Source organism: Paucilactobacillus nenjiangensis, assembly GCF_008632615.1.
Taxonomy (GTDB): Bacteria; Bacillota; Bacilli; order Lactobacillales; family Lactobacillaceae; genus Paucilactobacillus; species Paucilactobacillus nenjiangensis.
In genome coordinates this window covers 2,064,999-2,086,529 of the sequence record NZ_CP043939.1, presented here as the reverse complement: position 1 = coordinate 2,086,529, position 21,531 = coordinate 2,064,999, and the positions used below count along the sequence as shown (strand labels likewise).

The following is a 21,531-nucleotide window of genomic DNA, read 5'->3' as shown; positions in this document are numbered from 1 at the left end:
TTAAGTTAGGCGAACTGTTTGTGGAGATGAGCACGATTAAGAACAGTGTGTGTATCTCCACTATTAGTCATATCTGCTTTGAGTGTCTCATTTAAGAACTCTCAAAGTGTAAGCAATTGAGTGATAATTTTGTATTTAGTAAACTAGCAACATCATTAATCATTGAAAACCTTTGGAGGAATTACAAATGAAGAAAAAATTATTTAAGTTCGTTCTAGCAATCGCGACGGCGTTCACGTTGATTTCAGTTTTACCCGCCGCAACTGCTACCGCACATGCTGATACGAACAATTCATCAGTCAGTGCCATCAAGAAACGCGGAACTATTAAAGTAGCTGTATTTGGTGATTTACCACCATACGGTTGGGTTAATAAAGCAGGAACTCGTAAAGGTTACGATATCGCTCTGGCTAAACAAATCGGTAAAGATTTAGGCGTTAAAGTTAAATACGTACAAGTTAATGCTGATAGCCGTGTGGACGCTTTGAATTCAAACAAAGTTGATATTGTGCTTGCTAACTTTACGGTGACTGATGAACGGAAACAAGTCATTGATTTTGCTAACCCATACATGAAGGTTGCCATTGGGGTTGTCTCAAAGAAGAGTAATCCAATTACCAAGGAAAGCCAATTGAATGGTAAGAAACTGATTGTTAACAAAGGAACAACTGCTGAAACTTATTTTGAAAGCAAGAAGAATATCACTGTTCAAAAATATGATTCAAAGACACAACAATTTAATGCTTTAAAAAATGGCCGTGCTTCCGCCTTGGCAGACGACAACTCATACTTATTCGCCTGGGTTAAGAACCACAAGAACTATGAAGTTGGAATCAAGACTCTTGGACCTAGCCAATACATTGCACCAGGTATCAAGAAGGGCAATACTAGTCTGTTGAACTGGACCAACAAAGAAGTTAAGAAGTTAACTAAAGATGGTTTCTTTGAAACAGACTACAAGAATAACTTGAAACAATACTTTGGTTCAGACATCAAGGCTAGTGACATTGTCTTGGCAAAGGACTATGATTTTAGTAAATAGAATGATGAAAATACCTACTGTGGAAAATTAATTTAATTTCAGACCGGAGGATATCAATATGTTACAAAAACTATTGAATTACTTTAAGCAAGCCAGTTTGTATGTGGCTGACAGTACCTATGGCGAAAATGTTGAACCGTTATCTGCTGATGATCAATTGGCAATTAACCTGTTATTCAATGAAGAAATTAAGTTAACAACGCTGAGATGATTACGAAATTTAAGTAATTGATTAAATGTTCATGGTTATTCTAGCGAATATCATTACAAATTAAATAGGCCACCTACACAACTTTATCAGCTTTGTGTGGGTGGCTTATTTTGTTGGTGTTTGAGGATTTAATCAAATTGGGGAATGAATTTGATTAATTTTTACGCGATTTCTTGGTTTCAATACCTAGGATTGAGAGGGCGAACATCAGTAAAGCTACACCCGCAATCATAATTATTGAAGATCCTTTTTCATTTGTTTGTGGTAATGACTGTTTGTTGGTCGTAGTTAAAACTGGCTGATTCTTAGATTGCTCTGATTTAACAGTATCTGTATTGGAGACAACAGTTACAGGTTTTACTGTTTCGCTAGCTTCCTTGACTACTTCATCTTGAGTATTCGATAAGGCGTCTGTTTTAGTGACCTTCGCTGGTTGATCTTTTGTGTAAACGACAGTTACATCAACGTTGGCATCACCACTTGTAACAATTTGATCAGTGGTAGCTTCTGCAGGATTAGTTGTCAAAGTGTAACCTTCAATCGTCGGATTTTCTTGATGACTAAGTGTATCTGAACTTGGAGTAGTAGTGGTATCGCCAATCAAAGCATCAGTAGAAGTATTGAACATGACAGAACTGATATAATCTTCAGCCAATTTGTTGCCATCAGCATCAACATAATGCACTGTTTTAGTGATTGTATTAGTAGTTACTGTTGGTGCATTTTTAGTGTAAACAACAGTTATATCAACATTAGTGTCGCCATTTTTAACAGTTTGATCAGTGGTTGCTTCAGTGGGATTCGAAGTAACCGTATATCCTGTCAGAACGGGATTGGCTTGATGCCCTAATGAATCAGTAGTTGGGGTGGTAGTTTTTGTACCAGTAACGGCATCCGTTGAAGTTGGATTGAAGTCAATATTTGAGACAGATTTTAAGAGACATTCAGAACCGCGTTTACCTTCCACAGCTCAAATAAATCATTAATCGCGATTAATAACTTATTTGAACCCTGGAAAGCATTAAATCAGGCGGCCATTTGGCTCGTAAGTGTTGCAATTTCAACTTGTAAGGGGGTCTGGTAGCCCAGTGAACTATGAATTCTCTTCCTATTGTAGAAAGCATGCACATATTCAAAAAGGACGGCAGCGGCAGTTTCATAATCTTCAAAGACCGGCACTGGATAAACACATTCCTTTTTGAGGGAAGCGTGAAAGGATTCCATTGGCGCATTATCATACGGACAGCCCTTACGGCTGTATGAGTGGCGGATATGTAGCTCAGTTAAACGTTGATTGTAATCATCGCTGGTATACTGTGATCCTAAATCCGTATGGATAATCAGGTCCCCAGTAATGGTTCGATTTTTAACCGCGCTTTCAAGGGTCTTTAAGACTAAATCAGTATCCATCTTTTTTGAGAACGAATAACCGATAATCCGTCGTGAGTGCAGGTCCATGATGGTTGATAAGTAACACCAGCCATTACGCTTCGTTTGAATATAGGTCATATCAGCGGTCCATTTTTGATTTAAACCAGTGGTCGAGAAATCCTGCTTAAGCAAGTTGGGACGCTGTTCAACCTTGGTTTTGGAAGCCGAAGCCGCTTTCCACTTATTGACGGTAACGGAGTGGATATCCAGTTACTTCATGAGCCGGGAAATCCGTCGTGGACTGCACCGAAGCTGCAGTGGTTGAAGTTCCAGATTCAATTCATGGTGGATCTTCATAACATCGTATCGCTGCTTAAATTCCGCAAAGATCCGCAGAATCCGTTGTTTCAAGCCCGCATCTTCGGCCCGGCGTTTTGAAGGTTTGGGGGATCGATAACGATAATACTGAGCTCTGGAAACACCGAGGATTTGGCACATCTTGGTTACCTGGTGGTGATGGCTTTCTTGGTGAATGTAATCAAAGATATTGGTTACTTCTGCGCAAGGAAGCCCAGGGCTTTTTTTAGGATTTCGTTCTCCTCAGACAGCGAAGCCAGTCGCTTTTCCATCGCTTTGATTTCGTCTGGCGATTTACCGGATTGAGTTTTGGCCTGGCCCTGGATCCACTTATGAACTGTTGAATAGCCAATGCCATATTCTCTGGCCAGTTGGGCAGCTGATTCTCCTTGCTTATATAGGTTGATAATGTTTTGTTTGAATTCTTTGTCGTAACGAGTTGGCATGTAAAAATTCCTTCCTTTTGAGAGATGATTTATTCATTATACCCTCTCTTAAAAGTTGTCTCAGGAATCAGCTTACATCCAATCAGTACAAGCTTCATTTATTGAACAAGTTGATGACAATCCGGTATATGTCATCGAAGATTCATCAGATTATGAGAGCCAATCCGCCTCTGCAAGCAAGTCAACTGTAGATTCAATTTCTGAAGTTCAATCTGAGTCAACTTCTGCAAGTCTTTCAGATTCAGTCTCAGCATCAATGAGTTCTTCTGATTCCGTTTCTGATCTAAATCAGATTCGTTGTCATTAGAGAGAGCTGATTCTTCTTCAATCAGTGCATCGAAGTCAGCATCAACATCTACAAGTGCTTCGACATCTACTTCATTATCAACATCAACATCGATCAGCAAGTCACTTTCAGCTGTTCAATCAAGATCTGGTAGTGCATCTGCAAGTCGAGCAAGATCTGAATCAATCAATGCACCATTGACAGTAGAAGAAGCTGCATCAGTATCTGCATCGATTACTGAATCTGAATCAATGTCGAAGTCTGCATCTAAGAAAGCTTCTGACTCAAACTCAAATGTTGATGACGCGTTAGCTACGAAGTCAACATCAGCTTCTGAATCAAATGCCATTTCAGAATCTACTTCATTGAGCAAGTCAACATCTGCTTCAACATCGAAGTCACTTTCATTGAAGAACGCACAATCTGATTCAACTGATGCTTCACTCCATGCTAGTTTATCGGCATCGACATCAACGAGTCTTTCAGAAGATTCTTCTGAAAGCACATCAGAATCAACTTCAGCGTCAGCAAGTAAATCTGCTGCATCAACAAGTGGTTCTGCAAGTACATCAGGATCAATTTCAGAATCTGATGACGACTCAGTTTCAGATAGTCAATCGAAGTCAAATTCAGATAGTCAATCTGAAGAGAACCTTGAATCTGCATCTGCTTCAACAAGCAAATCACTTTCAGAGTCATTGGCAACTTCGCAATCAGTATCTGCATCAACTTCACGTTCTAAGTCATTGGATGGCGCTTCATCTGGATCTAGTGTAGAATCAGACGCCGCCTCTGAATCAGCTTCGAAGTCAGCAAGTTCATCTAAGTCGAGCTCATTGTTATCGTCTAAGAGTGCTTCAGCTTCAGCTTCAACGTCGAAGAGCACTTCATTATCAACATCAGCATCAGCATCCACTTCAGCTAGTGTATCGAAGTCCGGTTCATTATCAGCTGCATACTCATTATCAACATCAGCATCAGCATCCACTTCAGCTAGTGTATCGAAGTCCGGTTCATTATCAGCTGCATACTCATTATCAGATTCAGCTTCAACATCGAAGAGTGAATCAATTGAGAAGCAACCATCATTGAATCCATCACAAATTGAATCTGTTTCAAATTCAGACTCAATTTCAACTTCAGAATCACAAAGCAAGTCAACATCTGCTGATCAGTCAGACCAAGAATCATTATCTAAGGTGACATCATTGTCTGACTCTGCATCAATTTCAGATTCATTATCAACATCTGCGGCAAATTCACAATCAGTTTCAGCTTCTAAGTCAGATTCCGAATCACTCGGTCGAGTTACTTCAGAATCTACTCAACAAGCTGAGGATGTCAGTGAATCACGTTCTAAGAGTACCTCTGACTCAGTAGCACAATCATTAAGTACTTTAGTTTCAGCTTCTGCATCAGGTTCTGCAAGCAAGCTCAGTGCCATTGAAGCACTCTCAGCTGCTAATAGAGCTAAGGCAAACAGTAAGTTGCCACAAACCGGTGATGAACAACAAGCTGAATTAATGGCTATTGGAGCAAGTATGCTTATGATGCTCGCACTTATGGGTATTAAACTCAGACGTCGAAATGATGAAAATCAAATCTAATTTGATTAGTTTCTGAATTTTGATTTAGTCTGGTGGCCTATGCAAGAGAAGTCCTAAGAAAAGTTCCAATTCTTAGGGCTTTTTGCGTGCATTTGATTATCTAAAGTTCATCGTGTAAATGCCTTTAGATTATTAAAGCAAGATTAAAATTTGATTTGAAAAATTAAGTTGATGGTGCTAAAATTGTTCTTATATCTTTAATTAGACATAGTAATTTATTTTAAGTACACATAGAAAAGGGGACGATCAATTATGATGTCACAAAGTGGACCACAACGATATATTTCTGATAACGAGGCGTATGACGTCTTACTAACTTTTGCGGAAGAACTCGGGGTTAAACGCGTGTTATTCTTACATGGTGAAAAGTCATTAGCAGCCGCTGCACCATATTTACCAGACTTATCGAAAAGCTTTGATGTGACGGATGTCCCATTTGGTGGTGAATGTTCATATGATGAGATTGATCGAATCAAAGCAATTGCCAAAGAAAACGATGTTCAAATGGTGATTGGCCTTGGTGGCGGAAAAGTTTTGGATACTGCCAAGAGTGCAACTACTGGTACACACTTGTACCTTGTTCTGATGCCAACCTTGGCCAGTAACTGTGCCCCTTGGTCAGCTTTGAGCGTTCACTATAAGGAAAATGGTGAACATATCGATCATCAAATCTATAAAGAAACTGCCAACTTGATGCTTTTGAATCCTAAAGTAATCCTCAATTCACCAATTAATTATTTTGTGGCGGGAATTGCAGATACCCTAGCTAAATTCTATGAATCAGAACTGATTTTTGATAATTTAAAACCAGAAGAATTTACGGTAGCTCTGATGATGTCTCGTCAGAATGCTATCAACTGTAAAGAAGTACTGTTACGCGATGGTCTTGGTGCCATTGAAGATATGAAGAATGGTGAATTAACGCATCGTTGGCGTAATGTCGCTGAAACTATTATTGTGACTGCTGGAACTGTTGGTGGTTGGGGCGATGAATATGGCCGCGCTACGGGTGCCCACTCAGTTCATGATGCTTTGACGCTATATCCTCAAACGGGTAACCTGTTGCATGGTGAAAAAGTTGGCTATGGAATTTTGGTGCTTCTAATGATGGAAGATAAGCTAGATTCATTTAATGAACTGCTACCAATGTTCCGTGAAATGGGCGTTCCAACAAATTTTGCTGAATTAAACTTACCTGATTTTAGCGATGAAGATATTGATGCTTTGGCTACTGAGGCAACGACAGAAGAAAAAATGATTCACTTCATGCCAATGGAAGTTAGTGCACAACTAGTTAAAGTCGCCATGCTTAAAATGGAAGTAGTCGCTAAACAAACAGCTTAGACAAAAAATAAACTTTAACAAACGTCCCTGACGATCCCAATCGTCAGAGGCGTTTTTATTAACTTTCGTGGTAATAAAACTTGTATAATGACGTTAATAAATTGAAATGAGGATAATAGGATGAATCGAATTAACATTATTTGTGTTGGGGTACACGATATGAAACGTTCATTAGCTTTTTATAAAGCCATTGGATTTCAGACGTTTGAAAAAGGAGATCAGCCACCAATCGTATTTTTTAATAATCAGGGTAGCAAGTTAGAATTATTTTCAATTAATGATTTAGCAAAAGATATTAATGAAGTAAACCCACCGGCATTAAGTAACGACAGCTTTTATGGCATTACTTTAGCGGTTAATAGCAAGTCGGAAGCCGAAGTTGATGAAATGTTTCAACTAGTTATTCAAGCTGGAGGGAAGATGATTAAGGAGCCGAAGCATGCTGATTGGGGCGGGTACAGTGGCTACTTTACTGATCCAGATGGATATTATTGGGAATTAGCGTTCGGACCAGATTGGGAGTTTGACGATAATGAAATGTTAGTCATCAAATACGCTTTCTTTGTGCAAAGTAACTTCAATTTGGCAAAAATGACATTTTAGTGTTGACATTACATTAAAGGTTGATTAAAATTGGACTTATCAAATTAATAGTTAATTAGAACGTGATGAAGAGATGAGTAAATTCTTGAGTCTATGTAGAGAGCTTTCGGTTGGTGAAAGGAAGCTAGACGATGAATTGAAGATGGTCTCCAATGTTAGTGCTGATGAGGTTAAGCTAAGTCAGTACCGAAGTGGTGCTCGTTACCGATACCAGGTCATAATTGATGAGACGTCATCTTTTGCGACTTACCGAGGTTACTTTTGTGAGAAAGTGACAAATTAAGGTGGTACCACGAGTATTAGCTCGTCCTTTACTTATTTATTTAAGTAGGACGGGCTATTTTTTTGTGGAGAGAGTGCGATTCGACTCGGATAATTCACGAGGATTAACGTAGATAATTAATGATTTCGTTCTTGGAAATCTAATTATCTGGGTTAACCGGAATGAATTGAGTCGAAGAGCACGTTTACTCAATCCAGCTCGAACCAGCACTCATTTTATTTAACTAGGAACATCTTCATCACAGTAGGTCATTAACTTAAAAATTATTTGGAGGAATTGTATATGTCAAAAGGAAAATTATTTAAACGTTTAGCTGTTTTATCAGCGGTCGCATTTATTACTTTGGGAGCATTAGCAGGTTGTGGTAAATCATCAAAAAGTGACGAACTAAGCACTAAATCAATCACAATTGGTGTTACCGGTGGACCACATGAACAAATTGCACAACAAGTGAAAAAATTAGCTGCAAAAGATGGCTTAAAAATTAAGATCAAGGTGTTCTCAGATTACAATACGCCTAACTCAGCCTTGAGCTCAGGTGATTTGGACGCCAACAGTTACCAAACGATTCCATTCTTGAAAGCACAAGAAAAAGCTAAGAGCTACAAGTTTGATAATGCTTTTGAAACAGTGGCCTTCCCAATGGGTATCTACTCAAACACATTAAAGAACTTGGATGACTTGAAGGATGGCGATTCAATTGCCGTTCCTAATGATCCAGCCAACGAAACTCGTGCCTTGGAACTATTCCAAAAAGCCGGTGTGTTGAAGATTAAAAAGGGTGTTGGACAAAATGCAACCAAGAACACAATTGCATCAAATCCAAAGCACTTGAAGATTGTTGAATTGGATGCTGCTCAATTACCTAAGCAACTTGGCGAAGTTACCGCCGCTGCCATTAACACGAACTATGCATACTCAGCTGGCCTCACTATCAAAGGTAACGCCATTTATCACGAAAAATTAACTAACAATCCATATCCAAATATCTTTGTTGTTAAGTCAGGTCACAAAGACGATAAGGTTGTTAAACAACTCGACAAATATTACCACTCACAAACAATCAAAAACTACATCACTAAGACATTTGGCGGCTCAGTTGTGATTGCGGGTAAATAATATAGTGATTCAAAAATCGGGCAATTTGAGAGCTTCTAGCCTAGATTGATGAATGGTTGCGATTTTTAGCAAGCCGAACAGCTTACGAGTATAACGAAAAATATTATAAAAATCGAAGAGGTCGATAAATATTTAAGTTAGACGGAGTGAGTTGGGTTGGGAAGCCGGATTAAAGATAGTGATTGAAAAGCGTCACTACACAACCTTTGCAAAATGAACATTAAAACAAAACAGCAACGTATTTAGCGCTGATGTTTTGCCAGTTATTCATACTAAAACTTTGTACTACTGAATTAAGGAGGATATCCAGTTTGATTGAATTTAAAAATGTATCGAAGACCTTCAGGGGTCAACAAAAAAATCAACACGTGCGTGCCGTAGAGAACGTTTCTTTTAAGGTAGCCGATGGAGAAATTTACGGTGTCATGGGATATTCTGGAGCCGGTAAGAGTACATTGATTCGGATGATTAATGGTTTGGAAAAACCAACCGATGGAGATGTAATTGTGGATGGCGAATCGGTTGCCGATTTATCAAAGAAAGAATTGCTCCAGCTACGTCGAAAAATTGGAATGATTTTTCAAAGTTATAATTTGCTGGTCACCGCGACAGTGGCCCAGAACATTATCTTGCCTTTAACGCTAGAAGGATTGGATAAGACCGAAGCCGAACAACGCGCTGAAAAGTATTTAAAAATTGTCGATTTGTGGGACAAACGCGATAGCTATCCTGCTCAGTTGTCTGGCGGGCAACGTCAACGGGTGGCGGTGGCACGGGCTTTAGCACATGAACCCAAGATTTTACTTTCTGACGAGGCCACCAGTGCCTTAGATCCAGAAACAACAGAATCGATTTTATCGTTACTATTGAAAATCAATCAGGAATTAGGGATTACTATTTTCTTGATTACTCATGAAATGAACGTGATTCAACGAGTTTGTGATCGAGTGGCTGTCCTCGATGCTGGTGTAATTGCTGAAGAAGGGCCAGTGGTCGATGTGTTCACCCAGCCTAAGCAAGGGATTACCCGCAAGTTTGCTGGTGTTTCAGATACTCTAGGCGTTCCACGCGATATTTTAAAGCCTTACGCAGAAAAGCATCGTTTGATTTCGCTTCAATTTGTGGGACAAACAGCAAATGAACCATTATTGGCACAAGTTCAGGATAAATTTGACGTTACTCCAGATATTTTAGCTGGTAGCATGGGCTACATGAAACGCGAACCATACGGTCGTCTATTAGTTTACTTAAAAGCTGATCAACAAGATCAGTTTGATGGAGCATTGGAATTCATTCGGAGTCAAGATGTGCACGTTGAGGAGGTTGAAATATAATGTCAGACTTTATTACAAACTGGGGAACCGTCATCTGGGAAGCCTTAGGACAAACCTTGGCCATGACCTCAATTACATTCGTGATTTCAATTATCGTCGGAATTCCAATTGGTGTTTTATTAGTAGTCACGCGTTTTGATGGATTGCATCCAAACCGCACCGTCTATTCAATTTCCAACTGGGTCATTAATATTCTGCGGTCGTTGCCCTTTATCATTTTGCTATTCCTAATTTTACCGGTGACTAAAATTGTTGCTGGAACTACGATTGGGATTCGTGGTGTGGTCTTACCATTAGTTGTTTACGCTGCACCATATATTGGTCGGTTAGTAGAATCTTCTTTACTTGAAATTGACCCTGGAACGATTGAAGCCTTCCGTTCCATGGGTATTAGTAATAGTAAAATTATCTGGCGCGTGATGGTTCGTGAAGCGCGAGGTAGTATTATTCGTGATTTAACGATTGCAGCCATTGGACTAATCGGTGCTACTGCCATGGCTGGACTTGTCGGTGCTGGTGGGTTGGGTGATATTGCTTACCAATACGGATTCCAACGTTATCAACCTGATGTTATGTATGCCACAATTATTATTTTGATTGTGCTGGTTCAAATTCTACAATCAGTTGGCAATGTCATTTCAGCTAGATTGAAAAAAGATTAAAGTAACTTATTTTAAAAAATCACAAAGCCGAAAGTATAGAAAGTAAGGCTTTGTGTGTACATAGTGAGAGTTAAGCATTAAAATGTGTGAAAATTGATATTCAGATTCAGGAGGCAAAATATTATGAGCATTAAAGTGGGACTTGCACAAATCGATGTATCTTTTGGTCAGACGGACGAAAATTTTGAGCGAGTGGAAAAGTTTGTCGCACAAGCTGCGAAACAGCAGGTTGATGTGGTTGTATTTCCTGAAATGTGGAATACGGGCTACGCACTGACTGAATTAGATCAGTTGGCTGACCGTGATGGCGCACACACTAAAGAACTCTTATCTAAATTAGCCAAACAATATCACGTTAATATTGTCGGTGGATCAGTCTCGACTAACCGTAACGGTCATTTTTACAATACGAGTTATATTTTTGATAGTGAAGGCCAACTGGTAAGCCAATACGATAAGGTCCATTTATTCGGACTGATGCATGAAGAACAATTTATCACGGCTGGTGCTGCTAAAAATCAATTTACTTTGGCTGGAGTTCTAAGCGCAGGCGTAATTTGTTACGATATCCGTTTCCCAGAATGGTTACGAACAAATGCCCTTGGTGGTGCAAAAATTATTTACGTCTCAGCTGAATGGCCAGAACCACGCATTAAACAATGGGAGACTTTGCTGGCCGCTCGTGCCATTGAAAATCAAGCGTTTGTTGTCGCCGTTAATCGGGTCGGTAATGATCCTGACAATCATTTTAGTGGTCATTCACAAGTGATTGACCCACTCGGAAATGTCGTGCTTGATGCCGGTGAAGATGAGACACTGGTCACCACCGAATTTGATTTTGACCAAATTGATCAAGTCCGAGGCTCAATTCCAGTTTTTGATGATCGTCGACCTGAGCTATATGAATAAAAAAGTGTGATTCAAATTGGGAGTGCAAGAGTATTAACGAAGCTAATTAAGGATTTCGGGGTTTGAAATCTAATTAGCAACGTTACACGGAATGAATTATTTGAAGAACACGTTTAAATAAAAGTATGAATAAATTTTAGGAGATGCAGAAATGAACTTTCCACAATCAGAATTATTAGATAATTTACCAGAACAATTTTTTGCTAGTTTAGTCGCCAAGGTGAACGCACAAGTGGCCGCTGGGGTGGATGTAATTAATTTGGGACAAGGAAATCCAGATAAGCCAACCCCAGATTATATTATCGAAGCTACTCAAGACGAAGTCACAAAGCCTGGCAACCATAAATATGCTCAGTTCCGTGGCCAACCTGATTTTAAACAGGCGGCAGCTAAATTTTATGCAGAAAAATATCATGCGCAATTTGATTCTGAAAAAGAAGTGGCTGTTTTGGGTGGCTCGAAAATTGGTTTAGTGGAACTTCCTTGGGCATTGATGAATCCTGGTGATTTATTCTTACTTCCAGATCCTGGTTACCCAGACTATTTATCGGGTGCGGCTTTGGGTCGGGTTAATTTTGAAACCGTGCCTTTAAAAGAAGAAAACAATTTCCTACCTGATTTGAAATCCATTCCAGAAGCTACGGCCAAAAAAGCGAAATTCTTCTATATTAATTATCCCAATAATCCAACCGGAGCAGTGGCGACTAAAGAATTTTATGAAGAACTAGTGGCATGGGCCAAGAAATATAACGTCGGTATCATCAGTGATTTTGCGTACGGCGCTATTGGCTTTGATGGTAAAGCGCCCATTAGCTTTATGGAAACTCCTGGTGCTAAAGAAGTTGGTATCGAATTTTATACTTTTTCGAAAACCTTTAATATGGCCGGTTGGCGATTGGCATTTGCAGTCGGCAATGCTGATATTATTGGAGCGATTAATCTTATTCAAGATCATCTCTTTGTTAGTGTCTTTCCGGCATTACAAGAAGCTGGAATTAAAGCATTACAAGACCCTCGTCGCGATGCAGAAATTGCGACAATCGTTGGCCGTTATGAAGAACGGCGTGACGCATTTTTGGATGCGGCGGCCAAAATTGGGTGGCGCGCAATTAAGCCAGGTGGAACCTTCTATGTCTTAATGACAGTTCCAGACGGCTATACCAGTGGTGAATTTGCGGACCTATTGTTAGCTAATGCAGGTGTGGCATTGGCTGACGCTAATGGGTTTGGCGCCCAAGGTGAAGGGTATGTTCGTATCGGCTTGTTAGTGGAACCAGAACGCTTAGTCGAAGCCGTTGAAAGAATTGGCAAACTCAACATTAAATTTTAATTAGATTTTCATTAATAAAGTAGTAGAATAGAGACAAGCTACACGTGGGCATCAAATTACTGGTGTCCATGAATATTACATAGAAAAAAGGGGTAAACATATTATGGCACTTAAGTATACGGTTATTGGATCAGGCGCAATGGGCTTGAGAATTGGTATTTTGTTACAAGAACACGCAGGCGTTGAAGTTGATTTTGTTGATGGATGGGAACCACAAGTTTCTACTATTAAAGAACAAGGTGGAGCATTTGTTTCTCGCGATGGCGAAGGACGTCATTTGGTTCCAGTTAATATTTATTCTCCAGAAGAATATAAGGGCACACCAGACGTCTTTATTTTCTTTGAAAAGCAAATGTTACTTGGCGATATGTTGGAACGCTGTGCCCATTTCTTTAATGACAAGCAATATGCGGTTACTGGCATGAACGGTATGGGACATATTGAAAAGCTGGATAAGTATTTCAATCCAGATCATATTATCGGCGGAACAGCTTTGATTGGAACTGTTTTGAACAAGGCTGGGGATGTTGACTTCATCGGCGAATCCGGTGCAGGTTCAATGAACTTTGCTAATGAAAATGAAACTCCTGATGATACCACTCATCAAATTATGGATGATTTTGAAAAAGGTAACATGAATCCTAATTTGACGACTAACTTCCAAGGGACTTTGATGGCTAAAGTTGTCTTTAATTCAGTTATCAACACTATTTGTACCTTGTTTGAAATTCAAATGGGTCAATTTATCGATTTCGAAGGTGCTGAAAAATTAAGTAAGCAACTCATCAATGAAGCGTATGATGTTTGTGAACGTGCCGGCATTACCCTATTGACAACTCGTCAAGAAGAATGGGAATCAGTTGAACATGTTAGTCGTGTGACGAACCCACTTCACTACCCATCAATGTATCAAGATATGAGTAAGGGTCGTAATACTGAAGTAGATTACATCAACGGTTATATTTATGACTTAGGTAAGCAATACAATTACGAAGCCTCAACTCATGACTTCATCCGTAACTTAGTTCATTTGGCAGAAAATTCAAGAAAATTTAATAAGTAGAACGTGAGCCTAATCGCTCAGCTCTCGAAAATTAACGATAAAACATCGCTTATCTGAATTGTGGATAAACGATGTTTTGAGTTAAGGAAGGGAGTTGATTAGGAGAACGTATTTCAGAAAAGTAGCGTTGATTGATGTAACACGTTTCAAAAATAGTAGAACGTGAGCCTAATCGCTCAGCTCTCGAAAATTAACTAACAATAGTGCAATCCATTTTGTGGATTGTGCTATTTATTTTGACATTAATTCATTGCTGTAAGTATCCTTGAGACAGTGACATGTGGACTGGCTTTATTAAAGTAAATATAATTGGTATTAAAGTTATGAAACCAATTGTCCGGGAAAGAGTCAGTTTGTTTCCTTCGTTTCTCTTGTGATGTGATTGATTTCTATGATTTGGCAATTTACAATTGAAACATATTTGGCAAAGGGAGGTTCCACTATTGAACAATGTAGAAGCGTTAAATTTAACTAATCCATTCGTTGAATCAATGAAACGATATGACAAAATTTATTGGCGTAATCCTGATTTTGGCGAAAAGGCAGATTTAAACTTTACCCAAGCAGAGATTTTTGACGCCGCTGCACGATGGGACAGATTTGCACCGTATTTAGCAGAAGTTTTTCCTGAAACTGCCAAACAAAACGGCATGATAGAGTCACCACTACTCGAAATTAATGATATGAAACATCAGATGGAAGCAGAATTTGAAAGTAAGATTGACGGCCGTTTACTATTAAAAGCGGATAGTTTAATGCCAATTTCTGGTTCTATTAAGTCACGAGGTGGAATTTATGAAGTTTTAAAATTTGCTGAAACTGTCGCAATGCGTGAAGGAGACCTCGTATATTCAGACGATTATCGGGTGTTAGCCACACCACGTTATCATAAAATATTCTCACATTATGGGATTGCTGTTGGATCAACAGGAAACTTAGGACTTAGTATTGGAATCACGGCGGCAACTTTTGGATTCAAAACGACGGTTCATATGTCAGCTGATGCCCGCCAGTGGAAGAAAGATAAGTTACGTGATAAAGGTGTCAATGTTGTTGAGTATGATGACAGTTTTACGGTGGCAATTACTAAGGGACGTAAAATTGCAGCGAAGGAAATTAATACTTATTTTATTGATGACGAAAAATCGCGTGATTTATTCTTAGGTTATGCGGTTGCTGGGATTCGATTACAAAAACAACTGAAAGATTTGGGCATTACTCCCAGTGTGAGTCATCCGGTATTTGTTTATTTACCAGCCGGAGTTGGTGGTAGCCCAAGTGGGGTCAGTTTTGGATTATCCCAAATCATGCCAGAAGGAATCTATCCAGTATTTGTTGAGCCAACACATGTGCCATCAGTGACATTGGGGATGATTACTGGGTTAAATTCTAATATTGCGGTTAATGATATTGGATTGGACGGCAAGACAGAAGCCGATGGGTTAGCAGTCCAACGACCTTCCCAAATCGCTGGAGAAGTGATGAAGACGTTACTATATGCTTCGCATACATTTGATGATGAAGAAATTTATCAATACTTGGTCATGCTTAAAGACAGTGCGAGTTTATGGGTAGAACCGTCAGCGGCAGCAGGATTCACTGCAATTTTACCGACGATTCAACAACTAGATCATCCAGAGTTTTTAAAAAATGCAACACATATTGTTTGGGCGACGGGTGGAAGTATGGTTCCAGAAAAAGAAATGCAAGAATATTATCAGCATGGTTTGAAATTATTTAAGTAGAGATATCACATTAGGTGATGTCTTTTTTTCTAAATTGATATTGCGTGCAATTGAGACAAAAATGCTGTATATTAATAGATGCAGTAATTGTAAACGCGTACATAAATGATTTTTAAATTATTTCCGATTTGTTTCGTTATTTTGCTTGACGAAGTGTAGGTGTACGAGTATAGTTATATCTCGTTGTCAGAGAGGTGAACGACACTTTTAAAAGAGAATTTCACAATTCAATTAATAAATAGTTGTTGACAATCAAATCTAGATAATGTAATATATATAACGTTGCTGCTAACGAAGTTTAGCAATGACCAAGTAGATCTTTGAAAACTGAATAAAGTTTCGACAAATCAAATGTGTAGGGTCTTTTGACAATAGTCAAAAGCAAATAACATTTGCGAAGTCAATTTCGTGAATACAAACAAATAAGAGCTACAAACTTAAATTATATATGAGAGTTTGATCCTGGCTCAGGATGAACGCTGGCGGTATGCCTAATACATGCAAGTCGAACGCATTCTCGTTTTAGATTGACGGTGCTTGCACCAGATTGAAAAGACATTTGAATGAGTGGCGGACGGGTGAGTAACACGTGGGTAACCTGCCCAAAAGTGGGGGATAACATTTGGAAACAAATGCTAATACCGCATAAAAGTTAGAACCGCATGGTTCTAATTTGAAAGATGGTTTCGGCTATCACTTTTGGATGGACCCGCGGCGTATTAGTTAGTTGGTGAGGTAATGGCTCACCAAGACAATGATACGTAGCCGAACTGAGAGGTTGATCGGCCACAATGGGACTGAGACACGGCCCATACTCCTACGGGAGGCAGCAGTAGGGAATCTTCCACAATGGGCGCAAGCCTGATGGAGCAATACCGCGTGAGTGAAGAAGGGTTTCGGCTCGTAAAACTCTGTTGTTGGAGAAGAACGTATGTGATAGTAACTGATCATGTAGTGACGGTATCCAACCAGAAAGCCACGGCTAACTACGTGCCAGCAGCCGCGGTAATACGTAGGTGGCAAGCGTTATCCGGATTTATTGGGCGTAAAGCGAGCGCAGGCGGTTTTTTAAGTCTGATGTGAAAGCCCTTGGCTCAACCAAGGAAGTGCATCGGAAACTGGAGAACTTGAGTGCAGAAGAGGACAGTGGAACTCCATGTGTAGCGGTGAAATGCGTAGATATATGGAAGAACACCAGTGGCGAAGGCGGCTGTCTGGTCTGTAACTGACGCTGAGGCTCGAAAGCATGGGTAGCGAACAGGATTAGATACCCTGGTAGTCCATGCCGTAAACGATGAATGCTAGGTGTTGGAGGGTTTCCGCCCTTCAGTGCCGCAGCTAACGCATTAAGCATTCCGCCTGGGGAGTACGACCGCAAGGTTGAAACTCAAAGGAATTGACGGGGGCCCGCACAAGCGGTGGAGCATGTGGTTTAATTCGAAGCAACGCGAAGAACCTTACCAGGTCTTGACATCTAGCGCCAATCCTAGAGATAGGACGTTCCCTTCGGGGACGCTAAGACAGGTGGTGCATGGTTGTCGTCAGCTCGTGTCGTGAGATGTTGGGTTAAGTCCCGCAACGAGCGCAACCCTTATTATTAGTTGCCAGCATTCAGTTGGGCACTCTAGTGAGACTGCCGGTGACAAACCGGAGGAAGGTGGGGACGACGTCAAATCATCATGCCCCTTATGACCTGGGCTACACACGTGCTACAATGGACGGTACAACGAGTTGCGAACTCGCGAGAGTAAGCTAATCTCTTAAAGCCGTTCTCAGTTCGGACTGTAGGCTGCAACTCGCCTACACGAAGTCGGAATCGCTAGTAATCGCGGATCAGCATGCCGCGGTGAATACGTTCCCGGGCCTTGTACACACCGCCCGTCACACCATGAGAGTTTGTAACACCCAAAGTCGGTGGGGTAACCTTTTAGGAGCCAGCCGCCTAAGGTGGGACAGATGATTAGGGTGAAGTCGTAACAAGGTAGCCGTAGGAGAACCTGCGGCTGGATCACCTCCTTTCTAAGGAATATACGGAACCTACACATTAGTCGAAACTTTATTTAGTTTTGAGAGGTCTACTCTCAAAATGTACCAACTTGTACTTTGAAAACTAAATAATATCAAAATTTTTTATTTATTAATTGTTTTAACAATTAAACCGAGAACACCGCGTTATTTGAGTTTTTTTAAAGAGTTATCGCATATACTCAATTAATCTGTTGTCAGCCAGCACGTCAGTGCTGGAATCAACAAGGTTAAGTTATAAAGGGCGCATGGTGAATGCCTTGGTACTAGGAGCCGATGAAGGACGGGACTAACACCGATATGCTTCGGGGAGTGGTAAGTACACTTTGATCCGGAGATTTCCGAATGGGGGAACCCAGCTGACTTAATCGTCAGTTATTGCTTAGTGAATTCATAGCTAAGTAAAGGTAGACGCAGTGAACTGAAACATCTCATTAGCTGCAGGAGTAGAAAGAAAAATCGATTCCCTGAGTAGCGGCGAGCGAAACGGGAAAAGCCCAAACCAGAGAGCTTGCTCTTTGGGGTTGTAGGACAGAACATTTGAGTTACAAAAGTATTACGTAGTTGAATCAGCTGGGAAGCTGAGCCAGAGCGGGTGATAGCCCCGTAAGCGAAACGTAATACCCTCAGCTCTGTATCCTGAGTACGGCGGAACACGTGAAATTCCGTCGGAATCCGGGAGGACCATCTCCCAAGGCTAAATACTACCTAGTGACCGATAGTGAACCAGTACCGTGAGGGAAAGGTGAAAAGCACCCCGGAAGGGGAGTGAAATAGTTCCTGAAACCATGTGCCTACAATCAGTTGGAGCCCGTTAATGGGTGACAGCGTGCCTTTTGTAGAATGAACCGGCGAGTTACGATTGCATGCAAGGTTAAGACAGAAAAGTCGGAGCCGTAGCGAAAGCGAGTCTGAAATGGGCGTATGAAGTATGTTGTTGTAGACCCGAAACCAGGTGACCTACCCATGTCCAGGTTGAAGGTGCGGTAAAACGCACTGGAGGACCGAACCCGTGTCAGTTGAAAATGGCTGGGATGAGGTGTGGGTAGCGGTGAAATTCCAAACGAACTTGGAGATAGCTGGTTCTCTCCGAAATAGCTTTAGGGCTAGCCTCGGACTTAGAATCATGGAGGTAGAGCACTGTTTGGACTAGGGGCCCGTCATGGGTTACTGAATTCAGATAAACTCCGAATGCCATTGATTTATGTCCGGGAGTCAGACGGTGAGTGATAAGATCCATCGTCGAAAGGGGAACAGCCCAGACCGTCAGTTAAGGTCCCAAAATATATACTAAGTGGAAAAGGATGTGGAGTTGCTTAGACAACTAGGATGTTGGCTCAGAAGCAGCCACCATTTAAAGAGTGCGTAATAGCTCACTAGTCGAGTGATCCTGCGCCGAAAATGTACCGGGGCTAAGTATATTACCGAAACTACGGATGCAACCATTAGGTTGCGTGATAGGAGAGCGTTCTAAGGGCAATGAAGTCAGACCGTGAGGACTGGTGGAGCGCTTAGAAGTGAGAATGCCGGTATGAGTAGCGAAAGACAGGTGAGAATCCTGTCCACCGAATGACTAAGGTTTCCTGGGGAAGGCTCGTCCTCCCAGGGTTAGTCGGGACCTAAGTCGAGGCCGAGAGGCGTAGACGATGGATAACAGGTTGATATTCCTGTACCAGTTAAATGCGTTTGAACGATGGAGGGACGCAGGAGGCTAAGCAAACCAGACTGTTGGATATGTCTGGCCAAGCAACAAGTCTTGGAGAGAGTGAAATGCTTTTTCCTTTAAGGACAAGTTGTGATGGGGAGCGAAATTTTAGTAGCGAAGTTGCCGATGTCACACTGCCGAGAAAAGCTTCTAGTGAGTATTTAACTGCCCGTACCGCAAACCGACACAGGTAGTCGAGGAGAGAATCCTAAGGTGTGCGAGTGAACTCTCGTTAAGGAACTCGGCAAAATGACCCCGTAACTTCGGGAGAAGGGGTGCTGTACGAAAGTACAGCCGCAGTGAATAGGCCCAGGCGACTGTTTATCAAAAACACAGGTTTCTGCAAAATCGTAAGATGAAGTATAGGGGCTGACGCCTGCCCGGTGCTGGAAGGTTAAAAGGATGGGTTAGCTTCGGCGAAGCTCAGAATTGAAGCCCCAGTAAACGGCGGCCGTAACTATAACGGTCCTAAGGTAGCGAAATTCCTTGTCGGGTAAGTTCCGACCCGCACGAAAGGCGTAACGATCTGGGCACTGTCTCAACGAGAGACTCGGTGAAATTGAAGTACCTGTGAAGATGCAGGTTACCCGCGACAGGACGGAAAGACCCCATGGAGCTTTACTGTAGCTTGATATTGAGTGTTTGTACAGCTTGTACAGGATAGGTAGGAGCCGTAGATACCGGAACGCTAGTTTCGGTGGAGGCGTTGGTGGGATACTACCCTCGCTGTATGACCACTCTAACCCGCATCACTAATCGTGATGGGAGACAGTGTCAGGTGGGCAGTTTGACTGGGGCGGTCGCCTCCTAAAAAGTAACGGAGGCGCCCAAAGGTTCCCTCAGAATGGTTGGAAATCATTCGCAGAGTGTAAAGGCACAAGGGAGCTTGACTGCGAGACAGACAGGTCGAGCAGGGACGAAAGTCGGGCTTAGTGATCCGGTGGTTCCGTATGGAAGGGCCATCGCTCAACGGATAAAAGCTACCCTGGGGATAACAGGCTTATCTCCCCCAAGAGTCCACATCGACGGGGAGGTTTGGCACCTCGATGTCGGCTCATCGCATCCTGGGGCTGTAGTCGGTCCCAAGGGTTGGGCTGTTCGCCCATTAAAGCGGTACGCGAGCTGGGTTCAGAACGTCGTGAGACAGTTCGGTCCCTATCCGTCGCGGGCGCAGGAAATTTGAGAGGAGCTGTCCTTAGTACGAGAGGACCGGGATGGACATACCGCTGGTGTACCAGTTGTTCCGCCAGGAGCATCGCTGGGTAGCTACGTATGGATGAGATAAACGCTGAAAGCATCTAAGTGTGAAACTCGCCTCAAGATGAGATTTCCCATCTCCTTCGGGAGAGTAAGACCCCTCAAAGATGATGAGGTAGATAGGATGGAAGTGGAAGTGCAGTGATGCATGGAGCGGACCATTACTAATCGGTCGAGGACTTAACCACACAGTGGTGTCCGGTTTAAAAAATTCTTGATATTATTTAGTTTTGAGAGCGCAAGTTCTCCGTGTTAAACGTATTCATTGAAGTACACACACGACAGTGTGGTGATGATGGCTAGAAGGATACACCTGTTCTCATGCCGAACACAGAAGTTAAGCTTCTAAGCGCCGATAGTAGTTGGGGGATCGCTCCCTGCGAGGGTAGGACGTCGCCATGCATAATAAAAAGCACGAATCTTAATTGATTCGTGTTTTTTTGTCGTATATTTTTTAAATCTGTCTAATTGTTAATAGTATTAATTAAATTCAAAAATATAGGTTTATCTTATTGATAAATCAACATTTCTAGGTTAAACTGTAGAAAAATAGTTAATACCATTGGAGGAGTAGCTATGATAGAGAATAGGGGCACTAAGTCGCATTTCAAAATGTACAAAGCCAATAAAAGATGGGTTTTTGCAGGCATTTCAGTCGTCATGTTTAGTAGTGTCATGATGTATGGCTCTATCACAGCAAATGCTCAAGAAACAACGCCAGATACCGAACCCCCTGCGTTAACGCTCAATGAAACGCAGGATGACAGCATATCAACTCACGAAATCAGAATTTATACTTCAGCTCGAGACTGATATGAAGGAACCTCAGCTG

General features: G+C 41.4%; 20 protein-coding genes, 3 rRNA genes and 1 other annotated feature. Of the genes, 17 read left to right on the top strand and 6 right to left on the bottom strand.

Annotated features, from left to right (window positions below; genetic code table 11):
• Positions 1–187 precede the first annotated feature (187 nt).
• Both F0161_RS10580 and F0161_RS11475 read left to right on the top strand, forming a co-directional pair.
• On the top strand, positions 188–1,042 hold the full coding sequence (locus F0161_RS10580; protein WP_137601428.1) for a transporter substrate-binding domain-containing protein: 855 nt from the start codon (positions 188–190) through the stop codon (positions 1,040–1,042).
• A gap of 58 nt (positions 1,043–1,100) precedes the next feature.
• Positions 1,101–1,253: a hypothetical protein gene (locus F0161_RS11475; RefSeq protein ID WP_170175904.1), complete on the top strand. Its 153-nt coding sequence runs from the start codon at positions 1,101–1,103 to the stop codon at positions 1,251–1,253.
• Positions 1,254–1,407: 154 nt separating this feature from the next.
• Here F0161_RS11475 and F0161_RS10575 read toward each other — a convergent pair whose 3' ends face one another.
• The 4 genes from F0161_RS10575 to F0161_RS11760 are packed head-to-tail and all read right to left on the bottom strand — an operon-like array spanning position 1,408 to position 3,427.
• Positions 1,408–2,220 carry a mucin-binding protein gene (locus F0161_RS10575; RefSeq protein WP_150204551.1) on the bottom strand — a complete coding sequence of 271 codons (813 nt, stop codon included), beginning with the start codon at positions 2,218–2,220 and terminating at the stop codon, positions 1,408–1,410.
• 59 nt (positions 2,221–2,279) lie between these two features.
• Complete coding sequence (locus tag F0161_RS10570; RefSeq protein ID WP_225423260.1) at positions 2,280–2,888, bottom strand: IS3 family transposase; 609 nt, start codon at positions 2,886–2,888, stop codon at positions 2,280–2,282.
• A gap of 6 nt (positions 2,889–2,894) precedes the next feature.
• Positions 2,895–3,122, bottom strand: coding sequence for an IS3 family transposase (locus F0161_RS11765; RefSeq protein ID WP_263862623.1), 228 nt, complete (start codon positions 3,120–3,122; stop codon positions 2,895–2,897).
• A 53-nt stretch (positions 3,123–3,175) separates the two neighbouring features.
• A complete protein-coding gene (locus tag F0161_RS11760; RefSeq protein ID WP_002816285.1) occupies positions 3,176–3,427 on the bottom strand; it encodes an IS3 family transposase in 252 nt (83 codons plus the stop codon).
• A 55-nt stretch (positions 3,428–3,482) separates the two neighbouring features.
• Here F0161_RS11760 and F0161_RS10560 point away from each other — a divergent pair, with 55 nt between their 5' ends.
• Positions 3,483–3,734, top strand: a complete 252-nt coding sequence (locus F0161_RS10560; protein WP_150204550.1) for a hypothetical protein — start codon at positions 3,483–3,485, stop codon at positions 3,732–3,734.
• Between the two features lie 115 nt (positions 3,735–3,849).
• Here the strand turns inward: F0161_RS10560 and F0161_RS11470 are convergent, their stop codons facing one another.
• Both F0161_RS11470 and F0161_RS11465 read right to left on the bottom strand, forming a co-directional pair.
• A complete protein-coding gene (locus F0161_RS11470; protein ID WP_190318871.1) occupies positions 3,850–4,218 on the bottom strand; it encodes a hypothetical protein in 369 nt (122 codons plus the stop codon).
• Positions 4,219–4,350: 132 nt separating this feature from the next.
• Positions 4,351–4,869 (bottom strand): hypothetical protein, encoded by a 519-nt coding sequence (locus tag F0161_RS11465; RefSeq protein ID WP_190318870.1) that lies wholly within the window; start codon positions 4,867–4,869, stop codon positions 4,351–4,353.
• A gap of 52 nt (positions 4,870–4,921) precedes the next feature.
• On the opposite strand from F0161_RS11465, the gene F0161_RS11460 reads away from it, so the two are divergent.
• From F0161_RS11460 to F0161_RS10490, 14 genes are all read left to right on the top strand, one after another.
• Positions 4,922–5,320, top strand: a complete 399-nt coding sequence (locus F0161_RS11460; RefSeq protein ID WP_190318869.1) for an LPXTG cell wall anchor domain-containing protein — start codon at positions 4,922–4,924, stop codon at positions 5,318–5,320.
• A gap of 252 nt (positions 5,321–5,572) precedes the next feature.
• On the top strand, positions 5,573–6,664 hold the full coding sequence (locus tag F0161_RS10550) for an iron-containing alcohol dehydrogenase family protein (protein ID WP_150204548.1): 1,092 nt from the start codon (positions 5,573–5,575) through the stop codon (positions 6,662–6,664).
• A gap of 120 nt (positions 6,665–6,784) precedes the next feature.
• The gene (locus F0161_RS10545) at positions 6,785–7,267 is read left to right on the top strand and encodes a VOC family protein (protein ID WP_150204547.1); all 483 of its coding nucleotides are present in this window, start codon (positions 6,785–6,787) and stop codon (positions 7,265–7,267) included.
• A gap of 56 nt (positions 7,268–7,323) precedes the next feature.
• Positions 7,324–7,582, top strand: a binding site (T-box leader).
• A 250-nt stretch (positions 7,583–7,832) separates the two neighbouring features.
• The gene (locus F0161_RS10540) at positions 7,833–8,669 is read left to right on the top strand and encodes a MetQ/NlpA family ABC transporter substrate-binding protein (RefSeq protein WP_150204546.1); all 837 of its coding nucleotides are present in this window, start codon (positions 7,833–7,835) and stop codon (positions 8,667–8,669) included.
• A 311-nt stretch (positions 8,670–8,980) separates the two neighbouring features.
• The gene (locus F0161_RS10535) at positions 8,981–10,003 is read left to right on the top strand and encodes a methionine ABC transporter ATP-binding protein (protein ID WP_150204545.1); all 1,023 of its coding nucleotides are present in this window, start codon (positions 8,981–8,983) and stop codon (positions 10,001–10,003) included.
• Entirely contained in the window at positions 10,003–10,665 is a 663-nt protein-coding gene (locus F0161_RS10530; protein WP_150204544.1) for a methionine ABC transporter permease, read from the top strand. The genes F0161_RS10535 and F0161_RS10530 overlap by 1 nt, the downstream gene beginning before the upstream one ends.
• Before the next feature lie 129 nt (positions 10,666–10,794).
• Entirely contained in the window at positions 10,795–11,574 is a 780-nt protein-coding gene (locus F0161_RS10525; RefSeq protein ID WP_190318939.1) for a carbon-nitrogen family hydrolase, read from the top strand.
• A gap of 151 nt (positions 11,575–11,725) precedes the next feature.
• Positions 11,726–12,904, top strand: a complete 1,179-nt coding sequence (locus tag F0161_RS10520; RefSeq protein WP_150204542.1) for a pyridoxal phosphate-dependent aminotransferase — start codon at positions 11,726–11,728, stop codon at positions 12,902–12,904.
• Between the two features lie 103 nt (positions 12,905–13,007).
• Positions 13,008–13,967 carry a ketopantoate reductase family protein gene (locus F0161_RS10515; RefSeq protein WP_150204541.1) on the top strand — a complete coding sequence of 320 codons (960 nt, stop codon included), beginning with the start codon at positions 13,008–13,010 and terminating at the stop codon, positions 13,965–13,967.
• Between the two features lie 443 nt (positions 13,968–14,410).
• A complete protein-coding gene (locus F0161_RS10510) occupies positions 14,411–15,712 on the top strand; it encodes a D-serine ammonia-lyase (protein WP_150204540.1) in 1,302 nt (433 codons plus the stop codon).
• 444 nt (positions 15,713–16,156) lie between these two features.
• A 16S ribosomal RNA gene (locus F0161_RS10505) occupies positions 16,157–17,731 on the top strand.
• Positions 17,732–17,965: 234 nt separating this feature from the next.
• Positions 17,966–20,887, top strand: a 23S ribosomal RNA gene (locus F0161_RS10500).
• 97 nt (positions 20,888–20,984) lie between these two features.
• Positions 20,985–21,101: ribosomal RNA gene (gene rrf / locus F0161_RS10495) — 5S ribosomal RNA — on the top strand.
• Together the 16S, 23S and 5S rRNA genes form the textbook arrangement of a ribosomal RNA operon.
• A 174-nt stretch (positions 21,102–21,275) precedes the next feature.
• Positions 21,276–21,512, top strand: a complete 237-nt coding sequence (locus tag F0161_RS10490) for a KxYKxGKxW signal peptide domain-containing protein (RefSeq protein WP_150204539.1) — start codon at positions 21,276–21,278, stop codon at positions 21,510–21,512.
• The last annotated feature ends 19 nt before the right edge of the window (positions 21,513–21,531 follow it).